General features: G+C 58.9%; 12 protein-coding genes and 1 tRNA gene. 3 read left to right on the forward strand and 10 right to left on the reverse strand.

Features of this window, described 5'->3' with window-relative positions:
- Positions 1-31 precede the first annotated feature (31 nt).
- The 10 genes from deoA to QE408_RS09345 all read right to left on the reverse strand — a co-directional run bounded on the left by deoA (position 32) and on the right by QE408_RS09345 (position 9,251).
- A complete protein-coding gene (gene deoA, locus QE408_RS09300) occupies positions 32-1,342 on the reverse strand; it encodes a thymidine phosphorylase (protein ID WP_306930500.1) in 1,311 nt (436 codons plus the stop codon).
- A gap of 6 nt (positions 1,343-1,348) precedes the next feature.
- The gene (gene deoC / locus QE408_RS09305; protein WP_306930502.1) at positions 1,349-2,122 is read right to left on the reverse strand and encodes a deoxyribose-phosphate aldolase; all 774 of its coding nucleotides are present in this window, start codon (positions 2,120-2,122) and stop codon (positions 1,349-1,351) included.
- Between the two features lie 2 nt (positions 2,123-2,124).
- Positions 2,125-2,925, reverse strand: a complete 801-nt coding sequence (locus QE408_RS09310) for a purine-nucleoside phosphorylase (protein WP_306930505.1) — start codon at positions 2,923-2,925, stop codon at positions 2,125-2,127.
- Between the two features lies 1 nt (position 2,926).
- Positions 2,927-3,328, reverse strand: coding sequence for a cytidine deaminase (locus QE408_RS09315; RefSeq protein WP_306930506.1), 402 nt, complete (start codon positions 3,326-3,328; stop codon positions 2,927-2,929).
- 3 nt (positions 3,329-3,331) lie between these two features.
- Positions 3,332-4,303 carry an ABC transporter permease gene (locus QE408_RS09320; RefSeq protein ID WP_306930508.1) on the reverse strand — a complete coding sequence of 324 codons (972 nt, stop codon included), beginning with the start codon at positions 4,301-4,303 and terminating at the stop codon, positions 3,332-3,334.
- Between the two features lie 4 nt (positions 4,304-4,307).
- Complete coding sequence (locus tag QE408_RS09325) at positions 4,308-5,411, reverse strand: ABC transporter permease (protein WP_306930511.1); 1,104 nt, start codon at positions 5,409-5,411, stop codon at positions 4,308-4,310.
- A 12-nt stretch (positions 5,412-5,423) separates the two neighbouring features.
- Positions 5,424-6,929 (reverse strand): ABC transporter ATP-binding protein, encoded by a 1,506-nt coding sequence (locus QE408_RS09330; protein WP_373465529.1) that lies wholly within the window; start codon positions 6,927-6,929, stop codon positions 5,424-5,426.
- Between the two features lie 82 nt (positions 6,930-7,011).
- Positions 7,012-8,004, reverse strand: a complete 993-nt coding sequence (locus tag QE408_RS09335) for a BMP family lipoprotein (protein ID WP_306930514.1) — start codon at positions 8,002-8,004, stop codon at positions 7,012-7,014.
- Positions 8,005-8,218: 214 nt separating this feature from the next.
- Positions 8,219-8,869 carry a peptide-methionine (S)-S-oxide reductase MsrA gene (msrA, locus tag QE408_RS09340; RefSeq protein ID WP_306930516.1) on the reverse strand — a complete coding sequence of 217 codons (651 nt, stop codon included), beginning with the start codon at positions 8,867-8,869 and terminating at the stop codon, positions 8,219-8,221.
- 64 nt (positions 8,870-8,933) lie between these two features.
- Positions 8,934-9,251: a hypothetical protein gene (locus QE408_RS09345; RefSeq protein ID WP_306930518.1), complete on the reverse strand. Its 318-nt coding sequence runs from the start codon at positions 9,249-9,251 to the stop codon at positions 8,934-8,936.
- A 223-nt stretch (positions 9,252-9,474) separates the two neighbouring features.
- On the opposite strand from QE408_RS09345, the gene QE408_RS09350 reads away from it, so the two are divergent.
- The 3 genes from QE408_RS09350 to QE408_RS09360 all read left to right on the forward strand — a co-directional run bounded on the left by QE408_RS09350 (position 9,475) and on the right by QE408_RS09360 (position 14,214).
- Positions 9,475-9,564 (forward strand) — tRNA-Ser (locus QE408_RS09350).
- A gap of 244 nt (positions 9,565-9,808) precedes the next feature.
- Positions 9,809-11,086, forward strand: a complete 1,278-nt coding sequence (locus tag QE408_RS09355; RefSeq protein WP_306930520.1) for an efflux RND transporter periplasmic adaptor subunit — start codon at positions 9,809-9,811, stop codon at positions 11,084-11,086.
- Complete coding sequence (locus tag QE408_RS09360; protein ID WP_306930522.1) at positions 11,083-14,214, forward strand: efflux RND transporter permease subunit; 3,132 nt, start codon at positions 11,083-11,085, stop codon at positions 14,212-14,214. The genes QE408_RS09355 and QE408_RS09360 overlap by 4 nt, the downstream gene beginning before the upstream one ends.
- Positions 14,215-14,217: the final 3 nt, after the last annotated feature.

Genomic DNA, 14,217 nt, shown 5'->3' on the forward strand with positions numbered 1-14,217 from the left:
GAAAGCGCGCGGCAGCAGATGCCGCGCAGCCTCATGCGATGCGCTTGACGATGACAGGCGCTGCTACGCCGGGTGTTTCTGAGATCGTGTAGGCGTGCTGCACGGACTCGACGATGCGCTCGGCGTCGTCCAGGCTCGCAGCATGCACCAAAGCAATCGGCTCGCCGCCTTCCACCTTCGTACCAAGCGGCAGAATATCCGACAGGCCGACGCGATGATCGATCCGGTCGCTGGGATGACGACGACCGCCGCCAAGCTCGACCACTGCCATACCGAGATCGCGGGCCTGGCAGGTCGCAAGCCAACCGCTCTTTGGCGCTGGCACCGGCACGATATGTGGTGCTGCTGTCAGATACTCCCTGGGACGGTCGATAAAATCTGCCGGCCCGCCAAGGGCGGAAACCATCTGCCCGAAGTGTTCCAGCGCACGACCAGAAGAAAGCGCCTCACGTGCCATTGCCTCTGCATCGGCAAGCGTCGCCGCTGCGCCGCCCTGCACCAGCATCTCAGAAGCGAAGGCGAGAACCAGCGTTTCAATGCGCGTTCCGCTTTTTTGGCCATGGAGAAAATCGAGGCAGTGGACAATCTCGAGCGTGTTGCCTGCCGCATCCGCCAAAGGCTCGTTCATGTCGGTGATCAGTGCGGAGGTTTTGACACCTGCGCCATTCGCCACCTGAACGAGGGCAGCGGCAAGCAGTTCCGCTTCTTCGGCGCTCAGCATGAAAGCGCCGCTGCCGAATTTGACATCGAGCACCAGCGTTTCTAGCCCAGCGGCCAGTTTCTTGGAGAGAATGGAGGCCGTGATCAGCGGAATGGAATCGACCGTCGCCGTGACGTCGCGGATGGCGTAGAGGCGCTTGTCGGCAGGCGCCAGATCGCCAGTCTGGCCGATAATGGCACAGCCGATCTCCTTGACCGTGCGACGAAACAAAGCCTCGTCCGGCATCACATCATAGCCCGGAATGGCTTCCAACTTGTCCAGCGTCCCGCCGGTATGGCCAAGGCCTCGTCCTGATATCATCGGCACGGCGAGACCGCATGCGGCCACGATGGGCGCCAGCATCAACGAGACATTATCACCGACACCGCCGGTCGAATGCTTGTCAGAGATCGGTTTGCCGATATCGGCCCAGGTCAGCACATCGCCGCTGTCGCGCATCGCAAGTGTCAGCGCCACCGTCTCCTCGCGCGTCATGCCGCGAAAGTACACCGCCATGGCGAAGGCCGCCGCCTGACCTTCGGAAATCGAACCGTCGGAGAGTGCCGCGATGAAGGCCGCAATATCGTTTGCGGCGAGCGTCTCGCCATCACGCTTGCGACGGATGATTTCCTGCGGAAGCATGGGAGATCAATATCCGCTGGCAGCTTTGGCAGGCTCTCCACCCGCCAGCACATTCAAGACGTCATCCAGCAGGCTGGAGGCGCCGAAGCGGAAGGTGGAGGGCATGGCCCAATTGGGCTGCATGATGGTTTCCGCCAGCCGCAGGTACAGCGTCGCATCGGCCACTGTGCCGATCCCGCCGGCAGGCTTGAAGCCGACCTTCTTCCTGCTGTCGCGGATGACCTGCAGCATGATGTCTGCTGCCTCCAGTGTGGCATTGACAGTCACCTTGCCGGTCGAAGTCTTGATAAAATCGGCCCCTTCGGCAATGGCGATTTCGCTGCCACGGCGGATCAGGGTCTTGTCCTTCAACTCGCCGGTTTCGAGGATGACCTTGAGCAGGATCGGCTCCGGGCAGGCCTTGCGAACCGCCGCCACCATCTCCGCCACTGCGGCTTCATCGCCTGCGATGAATTTGCGATAGGGGATGACAAGGTCGATTTCGTCCGCGCCATCGTCGATGGCGCGTGTCGTCTCTGCGACGACGGTCGCGACATCGAGATCGCCGGACGGGAAATTCACCACCGTGGCAATGCGGATGGAATGGTTGTTGCCGAAGGCGGCGCGCGCCTGAGCGACAAAACGCGGCCATATGCAGATGGCGGCTGTATTGCCGAACTGCGTGTGGGCTTTCTGGCAGAGGCTCGCGATCTGCTCCGGCGTGCAATCGTCTTTCAGATTGGTCAGGTCCAGCAAGGACAAGGCGAGGCTGGCTGCTTCGCGCGGGCGCTGAAGTTCCATGCTCAGTTTCCTCCCGAAATCATTTCCGTTAAAACAGCGGCAAGACGTTTGCCACCGATCGGAGCCATATCCTTGGTCTCGTCATGGCTCAGTTCGGCGCCGGTCATTCCGGCGCCGTAATTGGTAATAACGGAAGTAGCGGCAACGCGCATCCCGAAAAAGCGCGCAAGGATCACTTCCGGTACGGTGGACATGCCCACAGCATCGGCGCCGAGCGTTCGCGCCATGCGGATTTCAGCGGGCGTTTCGAAGCTTGGGCCGGAAAACCACATATAGACGCCGGAAAACAGCGGGACGGTTGCACGGATGGCCGCATTGCGCATGGCAAGCGTCAAATCCGCATCGTAAGCGCTGGTCATGCCGACGAAGCGCTTGTCGCTCTCCTCGCCGATCAGCGGGTTCATGCCCGAATAGTTGATGTGATCGGTAATCTGCATCACCGAGCCGGGCGGCATATCCTGGCGAACCGAGCCCGCCGAGTTGGTGAGTATCAGGGATTGGACACCGATACCGGCCAGCGCCTCGATCGCCGGACGCATGGCGGATGCATCGCCCTTTTCGTAGTAATGAACACGGCCGGACAGCATGATGACCGGCTGGCCGCCGAGATAACCGGCCACCACTTCACCAGCATGTCCTGAGACAGCACTTTCCGGAAAGCCTGGTATATCCGAATAGGGAATGCGGATCGGGTCCACGACCTCATCCACGAGGACGCCGAGGCCGGAGCCGAGCACGATGGCTGTGCGGGGAACAAGCCCATTCAGCCGTTCCACCAAAACATCGATGATCGCGTGATCCATTTTACAACTCGGTCTTGAAGCTGAAGGGCAGAAGCTCGTCCATGGTCATGACCTTCTGCACACCGGTCTCGTCGCAGAGATAGACCTTGGTTTCGGGCGTGGCGAACTCAGCAATCTTCTGACGGCAGCCACCGCAAGGCGGGCAGAGCGCCAGCTTTTCCGCAATGACGGCGATCTCCTTGATCTCTCTCGCACCACCCATCACCATGGCGCTGATGGCGGATGGCTCCGCGCACCAGCCCTGCGGGAAGGACAGGTTCTCGATATTGGCGCCCTTATACACCTTGCCGTCTTCGGCACGGATGGCAGCCCCTACCGGAAACTTGGAATAGGGCGCATGGGCAAAACCCATGGCCTCACGGGCGGCTTCGAAGAGCGCGTGGGTCGTCTGTTCGTTCAGCATCGATCAACGCTCCTTGGAGTAGGCAACGCCACCAGCTTTCGGCGGCTTGGCGACGCCGATGAAACCGGCGAGCAGAATGCAGGTGAGGATATAGGGCAGTGCCTGGAAGATCTGCACCGGCACTTCGCCAATGCCGGGGATCGCCTTGCCCTGCATGAAGTTTGCCATCGCATCGAGGAAGCCGAACAGCAGGCAGGCAAACATGACCGGGACTGGTTTCCACTTGGCGAAAATCAGAGCGGCGAGCGCGATATAGCCCTTGCCGGCAGACATGTTGGCGATGAAGGCAGCCGATTGCGCGACAGCAAGATAGGTACCGGCAAAACCGCACAGGAAACCGGCGACGATGACGGCGCGGAAGCGCATCCATGCTACCGAAATACCAGCCGTATCCACGGCACCGGGGTTCTCACCGACAGCGCGGAGACGAAGGCCAAAGCGCGTGCGGTAAAGCACCCACCAGGAAATCGGCACCGCCAGGAAGGCGAGATAGGTCAGGATGTTGTTGCCGGAAATGACATTGGCGTAGAGAGGGCCGATGAAGGGCACCTCGCGCATCATGTCGGCACCCGGCAGAATGATCGGCGTGAAGCGGCCTTCGCCGGTGATCTGCGGCGTGCGTCCGCCCTGGCCGAACCAGGCCTGCCCGAGAACGACGGTGAGACCGGCGGCGACGAAGTTAAGGGCCACACCGGAAACGATCTGGTTGCCGCGATTGGTGATGACGGCAAAGCCATGCACCAGCGAGAAGAAGATCGAGATACCGACACCGGCAGCAAGACCTGCCCACGGATCCTTTGTGAGATAAGCAACGCAGGCGGATGCGAAGGCGGCCGCCAGCATCTTGCCTTCGAGGCCGATATCGAAGACGCCAGCGCGTTCGGAAAACAGCCCCGCAAGGGCGGTGAATAGAAGCGGAATGGTCAGGCGGACGGTCGAACCGAGAATGCTGACCAGCATGTCGAAGGTTTCCATAGCCTTACCTCTTCACGAAAGTCTGGTAGATGCGCACAAGCGCGGGGCGATACATATATTCAAGGGCACCGGCAAACAGGATCACCAGACCCTGGATCACGACGATCATCTCGCGGGTGATATTGGGCATTTCGAACGAGAGATCCGCGCCACCCTGATAAAGAATGCCGAAAAGCAGCGCCGCAAAGACGATGCCGAGCGGATGGCTTCTTCCCATCAGCGAGACGGCAATCCCGACGAAACCGGCACCGGCCACGAACTCCACCTGAAGACGGGCTGACGCGCCCATCACAGGGTTCAGCGCCATCATACCGGCGAGACCACCGGAAATCAGCATCGCGATGATGACGGTGCGTGAATAGGGAATGCCCGCATAGACGGCGGCCGAAGGGCTGATGCCCAGCGTGCGCATTTCATAGCCAAGCTTGGTGCGCCAGATCAGCACCCACACCAGAAACGCCATGACGAGCGCGATGATGAAGGACACGTTGAAAGGGGCAGGGCCAAGCTTCAGGCCGAACAGTGCCATCAACCAGTCGAGCTTCGGCAATTGGCCGCCCGGCAGGAAGGTGCGCGTTTCAGGCGCCATCTTGCCAGGAACGATCAGCACGTTGACGAGGAGATAGACCATCAACGCCGCGGCAATGAAATTGAACATGATGGTGGTGATGACCACATGGCTTCCGCGTTTGGCCTGTAGCCAGCCGGGAATGAAGGCCCATGCAGCACCGAAGACGGCCGCACCGATCACGGCGAAGGGCATCGTCACATACCAGGGCACATAGCGGTCCAGCGCGAGTGCCACAAGTGCCGCACCCAGGCCGCCAATATAGGCCTGGCCTTCCGAGCCGATATTGAAAAGTCCGGCATGGAAGGCGACGGCGACGGAAAGCCCGGTGAAGATGAAGCTCGTCGTATAGAAGAGCGTGAAGCCGATCGCGTCACCTCGGCCAAGGGCGCCTTCGATCAAAAGGCGAAGTGCTGCGAAAGGATCTTCGCCGATCGACCAGACGACAAGGCCGGAGATGAAGAAGGCCGTCAGGATGTTCAGAAACGGCAGAAGGCCGTAGGTCATCCAACCGGGAAGGGGAACGGAAGCTGTACTCATATGTGTGTGGCCTTATGCGGCAATGCCGGCCATCATCAGGCCCAGCGTCTGTTCTTCGGCTTCCGCCGTCTTTTCTCCAACCACTCGACCCGCGAACATCACCAGAATGCGGTCCGAGAGCGAGCGGATTTCATCCAGTTCAACGGAGACCAGCAGAATAGCCTTGCCCGCATCCCGCATTTCGATGATGCGGCGATGAATGAATTCGATCGCACCGATATCGACACCGCGCGTTGGCTGGCCGATGATCAGCATGCTCGGATCGCGCTCGATCTCGCGTGCAACGACGATCTTCTGCTGGTTGCCACCGGAGAAATTGGCGGTCTTCAACCGGGCATTCGGTGGGCGGATGTCGTATTTCTCGATTTTCTCGGCAGCGTCCTTGCGGATTGCTTCCGGATCGAGAAACGGACCTTTTCCGTAACGCTCGTCCCGATGATAGCCGAGAATGGAGTTCTCATACTCTTCGAATTTCAAAACCAGGCCCATATGGTGCCGGTCTTCCGGGATGTGCGCCAGACCGAGCTGGCGCAAGATGGCCGGGTCAACCTTGTCCACCTGCTTACCATTGATCAGGATTTCGCCGGAATGGGGTTTGCGGATACCGGCAATGGCTTCCAGAAGTTCGGACTGACCATTTCCGGCAACCCCCGCCATGCCGACGATTTCGCCTGCGCGCACATCGAAGGACACATTGTCCACCATGGTCACGCCACGGCTGTCCTTCACCGTCAGGTTACGAACCGAGAAGAGAACCTCGCCCGGCTTGGCTTCGCCTTTTTCCACCCGCAGTAGAACGCAGCGACCGACCATCAGCTCGGCCAGTTCCTCGACCGTCGTCTCGGAGGTCTTGCGCGTCGCCACCATCTCGCCGCGGCGCATGACGGATACCTCGTCGGTGATCGCCATGATTTCGCGCAGCTTGTGGGTGATGAGGATGACCGTCTTGCCCTGGTCGCGCAACACGCTCAGAATCTTGAACAGGTGATCGGCTTCGGCAGGCGTCAAAACGCCGGTCGGCTCGTCGAGGATCAGGATTTCCGCGCCGCGATACATGGCCTTCAAGATTTCCACGCGCTGCTGCAGTCCGACCGGCAGATCCTCGATGATCGCATCCGGGTTGACCTCGAGGCCATACTCATCCTCAAGGCGCTTCAGTTCCTTGCGGGTGGCCGCCGTGCCCTTGGCCAGAAGCGCGCCGCCTTCCGCGCCGAGCATGACATTTTCCAGCACGGAAAAATTTTCGACCAGCATGAAGTGCTGGTGCACCATGCCGATACCGGCGTCGATGGCCGCCTGGCTGTCCTTGATGGCAACGGGCTTGCCATTGACGCGGATTTCACCGGCGTCGGCCTGGTAGAACCCGTAAAGGATCGACATCAATGTCGACTTGCCGGCACCATTTTCCCCGATGATGCCGTGGATCGTCCCCTTGGTGACGGTCAGATTGATATTTTTATTGGCGTGAACGGCACCGAATGACTTGTCGATACCCACGAGCTCGATTGCAGGGTTCATACTCAAACCAAAACCTTTCCGAAGGCTGGATATGAAAAGGGCGCAAGATGAAAAACATCATGCGCCCCAGTCAAATATCATATCATTTCGGGCAGGAATTATCCGACATGTAGTCGTGAACCTTGACGGCGCCGGAGATGATGTCGGCCTTTGCCTTGTCAGCCGCAGCTGCCATTTCAGGCGTGATCAGAGCCTTGTTGTTGTCGTCGACAGCGTAACCGACGCCATCTTCCTTGACGCCGAGCGCGTTGATGCCTGCGGTGAACTTGTCGTCCTTGACGTCCTTGAACGCGTTATAGACGGCGAGATCGACGCGCTTGACCATCGAGGTCAGAACGGAGCCCGGATGCAGATGGTTCTGGTTGGAGTCGACGCCGATCGAGTACTTCTTGTTGTCGGCTGCCGTCTGAAGCACGCCGAGACCCGTTGCACCGGCTGCCGCGTAGATCACGTCCGCGCCCTGGTCGATCTGGTTCTTGGTCAGCTCACCGCCGCGCACGGGGTCGTTCCAGGCAGCACCGGTCGTGCCGGTCATGTTCTGGAAGACTTCGATCTTGTCATTGGCAGCCTTGGCGCCCTGGGCGTAACCGCATGCGAACTTGCGGATCAGCGGAATGTCCATGCCGCCGATGAAGCCGACCTTGCCGGTCTTGGAAGCCATGCCGGCAAGAAGACCGACGAGGTAGGAGCCTTCTTCTTCCTTATAGACGACCGAGCGCACATTCGGCAGGTCAACCACGGAATCGACGATCACGAACTTGGTATCGGGAAATTCTTTGGCCACTTTCTCCATGGCGGAGGACCAGGCAAAGGACACTGCAACCACCGGATTGAAGCCGCGGCTTGCGAAGTTGCGGATCGCCTGTTCACCCTGCGTGTCGCTGGTGGGCTCGAAATCGCGGAACTCGATACCAGTCTCGGTCTTGAACTTCTCAGCGCCCGTTGCAGCAGCTTCGTTGAACGACTTGTCGAACTTGCCGCCGGTTCCGTAGACCAGTGCAGGCTTGATGTCCGCAGCCAAAGCGGAAGCCGACATCGCAGCAAGCGCGAAAAGCGTCAGAAGGGATTTTTTCATTTTGCAGCCCTGTTGTTGCAGTTTAATTTTATAAAAAGGGTCCTCCCGCAAGCCCGTTAAACCGGACATGTTCTGCGGAAAAGCCAGCCTTATGGCTGTGCATGAGGATTATCCTTGCACGGCTGCGAGAAAAATTCATCCGTTTTTTTTGCCCGGTGGAAAACCTGCTTTCTGATTGTTTTTTAATCTCTTCTACCGGGCAATTGCCATGCAACTAGGCAATATTGCAGGTCACTCCGGTACCCCTCAACCCGCAATAGCCACCCGGGTTCTTGGCGAGATATTGCTGGTGGTAGTCCTCGGCATAATAGAAGATATCGAGCGGCTCGATCTCGGTTGTGATCTTCGGACGATGACCGGCTGATGCCAATGCTTGCTGGAATGCGTCGCGGGCCGCCTTTGCTTCGGCAAGCTGCTCGTCATTCGTCGTATAGATCACCGATCGATAGGTCGTGCCGACATCGTTACCCTGTCGCATACCCTGTGTCGGGTCATGTTCTTCAAAAAAGATTTTCAGCAGTTGAGCCAACGTAACCTGGGATGGGTCGTAGACGACCTTGACCACCTCGGCATGGCCGGTCAGCCCTGTCGTGGTTTCCTGATAGCGCGGGTTGCGGGTCATTCCACCGGAATAACCGACGGCGGTGACGTAGACGCCAGGCGTCTTCCAGAACAACCGTTCGGCACCCCAGAAGCAGCCCATTCCGAGATAGATCGTCTCAAGGCCGTCGGGGTAGGGTCCCTTCAAACTTCTGCCATTGACGAAATGGTGTTCCGGCACAGTCACCGCCTCATCGCGTCCGGGGATCGCTGTCTCGGCGGTCGGCATCACTGTCTTCTTTGAAAGAGTATCGAATCCAAACATTGCAGTCTCCCTGCGGCGATCGGCGCCGCGCTCCGCTCTCATGCAGTGTGGGATGCCGGTATCGTCAGGCCGCAAAACGGCCGAGCGGTTTTGGCTTCCGATATCCTGCCATCCAGAAAAGCAGGGAAAGACCAAGAAGTACCGCGAAGGCAGGGACAGCATTCAAGCCGTTTTCGATCCAGCGCCACGCTTCCGGGTGAATATAGTGTGCCGTCACGCTTTCTGCCATGGCAAGCGAGGAAGGAAAAACTTCCGCCCAGCCTTCGCGAAAGCTCAACAGATCGACGGAGGATGTGGAAACCGAGCGGATGGAATCGAAGACGCCGACAGCGATTGCGCAGAGAAGAAGCAGAAGGCTGAAAAACCGGAACAACGCTTTCATGGCAGGACTCTCCGGCAATTTTTAAAAATGGGATAGCCGCTCAAGGCGACGTTCTTCTGGTTCTGGATAAAGTCCAAGGACACGCTTTGCAATCTCCTCATGAACAGGCTTTTCACAGACATTTTAAAAAACTGCCAGAATCGGGTTGATCGCCGCGAATTCATCGGTATATATCGCGCCGTTCCAGTGATTTGCATTTCCCAAACATGCAGATTGTAAAGAAGGACAGGTGGCCGAGTGGTTTAAGGCGCACGCCTGGAACGCGTGTGTGCGTGAAAGCGTACCGTGGGTTCGAATCCCACCCTGTCCGCCATTTCGCGCCGAGAATTTCCCATCATTTACACAGCCTTACGAAAGCATACTGCTTTGCAGCGCTGTTCCGATCGCGGTCTTGACCCATTTCAAAACAATGATCTGGTGTTCTCCCCAAAATTAAAGTTTGTCCATATTACCAAAACTTAAGGTGATTTTGACGCGGGAAGGATGTTTCCTGATCTCGCAAGGTCTCAACGGTACGGTGGTGTGTCGCGGCCTTCTCTCCAAGTCGGATCGCCCGCATGAAAAAACTCTGGATACTCGTCAGCATCCTCGTTGTCGTCGCTGTGGCCGCTTGGCCGTTTCGTGACTCCATCCCCTATGTGAAATCGCTGCCATTCATCGCGTCGCATGAGCAAGCGACGCGGGTGGCTTCTAGCACAGATGGAAAGAGCGCCGACAGCCAAGGAAGCGGCGGGCGTGATCATGCCAAGGGACAAGGTGGCGGTCGTCGCAATGGCGGGCCGCCAGCTGTCTCCACCATAGCCGTCGAGGAAGCAACACTGCCAATGGATGTCCAGGCGACAGGCTGGGCCGTGGCCGCGGATTCCACCAATATCGCGCCGCGTCAGCAGGGTACGGTCTCTTCGATAGCGGCCACCAGCGGCCAGGAGGTCAAGGCGGGCGATCTCATCGTCAAGATGGACGATCGCTACGCGAGTGCCGCCGTTGCCAAGGACAAGGCCAACATCGCTGCCGATCAGGCCAATCTGGCGCAGGCTGAAGCTGCTTTCGACCGGGTGTCTGGGCTGGCCAAACAGAGTGTCGAATCCCAGCAGATGCTGGAACAGAGCCGCGCCACGCGCGATTCCGCTGCCGCCAAGATCGACGCCGACAAGGCGACATTGCAGTCCGATCAGGCAACTCTTCAGGACACTGAAATCCGTGCACCTTATAATGGCCGCCTTGGCATCATCACGATCAGCCCGGGCGCCTATCTCAGTGCAGGCGTGACGATTGTCAGCATCACCCGTTACGACCCGATCTTCATGCAGTTCAGGCTGCCGCAGCGCTATCTTCAGCAACTGCATGAGGGACTGAAAAGCGGCGCGACCGTCGATATCGATCCGGTGGCAACCGGCGGCAGTCCCGTCGTCGGCAAGCTCGCGCTCTTCGACAACGCGGTCGATCAGGCATCGGGGACTGTGCTGGTCAAGGCAGAGTTCAAGAATGACAAAGGCCTCGTCTGGCCCGGCCAGTCTGCCAATGTCACCGTCCACTTCCAGTCCGACCAGAAGCAGATCGTCATTCCGACCGTGGCTTTGAGGGCAGGTGCAAATGGATCCTTCGTATACACCGTGGATGACAATCATAAGGTTCATGTGACGCCCGTCGAGGTCGCCCGCTCCAACGGCGACATGACCGCGATTGCCAGCGGTCTTTCGGTCGGCCAGAAAATCATCGTGGAAGGACAGTCGGAACTGACGGATGGTCAGACGGTGGTCGACACGCCGAAAGCTGCGCCCGACCAGATGAACAAAGTCGCCCAGAACGCTCCCGTCACGGAGAACGCCCAGTGATCGCGCGCTTTTGCATCAATCGGCCCGTCGCTACCATTCTTCTTGCGATCGGGCTGACGCTCGCTGGCTTTGCCGGCTACAGACTATTGCCCGTCGCCGCTTTGCCGAAGGTCGATTTCCCCACGATCAACGTCTCGGCCTCGCTCTCCGGCGCCTCGCCGGAGACCATGGCGACCTCGGTCACGACGCCGCTCGTCAAGCAGTTCGAGACCATCCCGGGCATCAGTGAAATCAGCGCCACCAACACGCTCGGAAATACCTCCATCGTCATCCAGTTCGATTTGAACCGGGATATCGATGCGGCGGCAGCGGACGTGCAGGCGGCCATTTCGCGCGCGCAGCGGCAATTGCCGAGCAACATGACGACGACGCCGAGCTATCGCAAAACCAACCCGGCAGACGCGCCTGTCCTGCTGCTTGCCGTCAACAGCAAGGAGATGCCGGCAAGCAAGGTGGACGATATTGCGGAAAACGTGATTTCGCCGCTGCTCTCCACCATTTCTGGCGTTGCACAGGTCAGCATCTACGGTGCCAAGACCTATGCGGTGCGCGTGGGCCTCGAGCCTTCATTGCTGCAAGCTCGCAATATCGGTGTCGATACGGTGACGACCGCGATCGCCCAGGCCAATAATCAGGTGCCAGTCGGCGCCTTGCAAAACCATAGCCAGCGCCTGACGATCGATGCTGATACGCAAAGAACCAATGCGGATGAGTTCAAGTCGCTCGTCATCGCGACCGCAAACGGCGCGCCGATCCATTTGGGGGATGTCGCCAATGTGCAGGATGGCGTGGACAATCCGGATGCGGGCAGTTGGTTCGATGGCGAACCGGCCATCATTCTCGCCGTCCAGCGCCAGTCGGATGCCAACACTGTCGATGTGGTGAAAGCCATCCAGGACAAGCTGCCGGCGCTTCGCGAGCAATTGCCACCCTCGATCAACATCCATGTCATGAACGACACGTCCGTTGCGATCAAGGATGCGGTGTCGGACGTTCAGTTCACATTGTTCCTGACGATCGCGCTCGTTGTTCTGGTCATCTATCTCTTTACCGGACACCTGACTGCCACGATCATTCCGGGCCTCGCCGTTCCGTTGTCATTGATCGCTGCTTTCGGCGCCATGTATGTGCTCGGCTACAGTATCGACAACATCTCGCTTTTGGGGCTGACGCTGTCGGTCGGTCTGGTGGTGGATGATGCGATCGTCATGCTGGAGAATATTCTCCGCCTGCATGAAGAGGGCCTTCCCATGCGCGAGGCGGCGCTCAAAGGTGCGGCCGAAGTGAGCTCCACCATTCTGTCGATGTCGATTTCGCTTGTTGCGGTCTTCATCCCCATTCTCCTGATGGGTGGCGTGGTCGGTCGTCTGTTCAACGAATTCGGCATGGTGGTGACGCTTGCGATCATGGCCTCGGTACTGGTGTCGCTGACGGTCACGCCAATGCTTGCCTCGCGCCTGTCGTCGCATTCGTCGAAGCCGCCTGCGATTATCCGCTGGTTCAATGCCGGTTTTGATCGCACGCTTGGCGTCTACGACCGCTCTGTCGGTTGGTGTCTGCGCCATCGCGGCATCGTTCTTCTATGCTTTTTGGGCTCTGTCGCCGCATCCGGCGTGCTGTTCTGGACCCTGCCGTCCAGTTTCTTCCCGCAGGAAGACATTGGCCAGCTGTCGGTCTCGACCCGCGCACGTGAGGATATTTCCTACACCGCCATGAGTGACCTGCAAAACCAGGTGGCGGCGGCAATCCGAGCCAATCCGGCGGTGCTGCATGTCACCTCCATCGTCGGCGGCAGTTCGCGCAGCCCGCTCAACAACGGCTCCATGTTCGTACAGTTGAAGCCGAAAGAAAGCAGAGAGCCGCTATCGCAAACGCTGGCGGAACTCACCAAGGCGACCGCAAAGATTCCGGGCATCAGAACCTACATCACGCCGCAGCAGAGCCTACGCTTTGGCGGCCGTAGCTCCGCATCGCAATATCAGCTCGTCGTACAGGGCTTAAGCGCCGATGCCACCAGCACCTGGTCGGGCAAGCTGATGGACGAGATGCGCAAGGATTCGACATTCACATCCGTGACCTCCGATGCGCAGAACGGTGCGATTGCGGCGACCATCGTGGTCGATCCGGAAAAGGCCGCAGCCTATGGCATCACCAATGATCAGCTGCGCAAGACGCTGGAAATGTCTTTCGGCGGCTATGATGCGGCACAGATCCAATCGACCGGGAACAGCTACAATGTCATTGTGGAGTTCGATCGCTCCAAGCCGTGGACGGACGACTTCCTCCGCGACATCAATATTCTCTCCACCAAGACCAATACGCTGGTGCCGCTCTCCAACTTCGCTACGGTGGAGCGCAAGCCGGCACCCGTGACCATCAACCAGACTGGGCAGCTCGTCTCTACGACCATCTCCTTCAATCTGCCCGACGGCGTTTCGCTGAGTCAGGCGATGCAGCGGATCGATCAGATCAAGACTCAGATCGATCTGCCTGCAGACGTCTTCACCACCTATGGCGGCACGGCGGCGATCTTCCAGCAGTCGCAGGGCAATACCGGACTGCTGATCTTGGCGGCGGTTCTGACCATTTATGTGGTGCTGGGCGTTCTCTATGAGAGCTTCATCCACCCGCTCACCATTCTGTCGGGCCTGCCGGCCGCCGCTTTTGGCGCGCTTCTGGCGCTGGAGATCATGGGCATGGATTTCTCCATCATCGCCCTGATCGGGCTGCTGATGCTGATTGGTATCGTCAAGAAGAACGCGATCATGATGATCGACGTTGCGGTCGACAATATGCGCAGCAAGGGAGAGCCGGCTGCGGTTGCCATTCACGAGGCCTGCGTGCGCCGTTTCCGTCCGATCATGATGACGACCTTCTGTGCGCTTCTGGGTGCGCTGCCGATCGCGCTCGGCTCCGGCGCGAGCTCCGAGCTTCGCCAGCCGCTCGGCATCGCTGTGGTTGGCGGGCTGCTCGTGTCGCAAGTGCTGACCCTTTTCATCACGCCGGTGATTTTCGTCGAGATGGAACGGGCCGGCAAAGGTCTTGGCAGGCTGTTCTCAAGGCGTCACACAGTGGCGCATGAGGCCAACACAGAAACGTCCGGAACGCCCAACAAGGCGGCGGCGTGATCA

It is taken from the genome of Agrobacterium larrymoorei, assembly GCF_030819275.1.
Taxonomy (GTDB): domain Bacteria; phylum Pseudomonadota; class Alphaproteobacteria; order Rhizobiales; family Rhizobiaceae; genus Agrobacterium; species Agrobacterium larrymoorei_B.

Bases quoted from the DNA above. Each gene is read 5' to 3' on its own strand.
- deoA (WP_306930500.1), bottom strand. From the start codon at position 1,342: ATGCTTCCGCAGGAAATCATCCGTCGCAAGCGTGATGGCGAGACGCTC.
- deoC (WP_306930502.1), bottom strand. From the start codon at position 2,122: ATGGAACTTCAGCGCCCGCGCGAAGCAGCCAGCCTCGCCTTGTCCTTG.
- QE408_RS09310 (WP_306930505.1), bottom strand. From the start codon at position 2,925: ATGGATCACGCGATCATCGATGTTTTGGTGGAACGGCTGAATGGGCTT.
- QE408_RS09315 (WP_306930506.1), bottom strand. From the start codon at position 3,328: ATGCTGAACGAACAGACGACCCACGCGCTCTTCGAAGCCGCCCGTGAG.
- QE408_RS09320 (WP_306930508.1), bottom strand. From the start codon at position 4,303: ATGGAAACCTTCGACATGCTGGTCAGCATTCTCGGTTCGACCGTCCGC.
- QE408_RS09325 (WP_306930511.1), bottom strand. From the start codon at position 5,411: ATGAGTACAGCTTCCGTTCCCCTTCCCGGTTGGATGACCTACGGCCTT.
- QE408_RS09330 (WP_373465529.1), bottom strand. From the start codon at position 6,929: ATGAACCCTGCAATCGAGCTCGTGGGTATCGACAAGTCATTCGGTGCC.
- QE408_RS09335 (WP_306930514.1), bottom strand. From the start codon at position 8,004: ATGAAAAAATCCCTTCTGACGCTTTTCGCGCTTGCTGCGATGTCGGCT.
- msrA (WP_306930516.1), bottom strand. From the start codon at position 8,869: ATGTTTGGATTCGATACTCTTTCAAAGAAGACAGTGATGCCGACCGCC.
- QE408_RS09345 (WP_306930518.1), bottom strand. From the start codon at position 9,251: ATGAAAGCGTTGTTCCGGTTTTTCAGCCTTCTGCTTCTTCTCTGCGCA.
- QE408_RS09355 (WP_306930520.1), top strand. From the start codon at position 9,809: ATGAAAAAACTCTGGATACTCGTCAGCATCCTCGTTGTCGTCGCTGTG.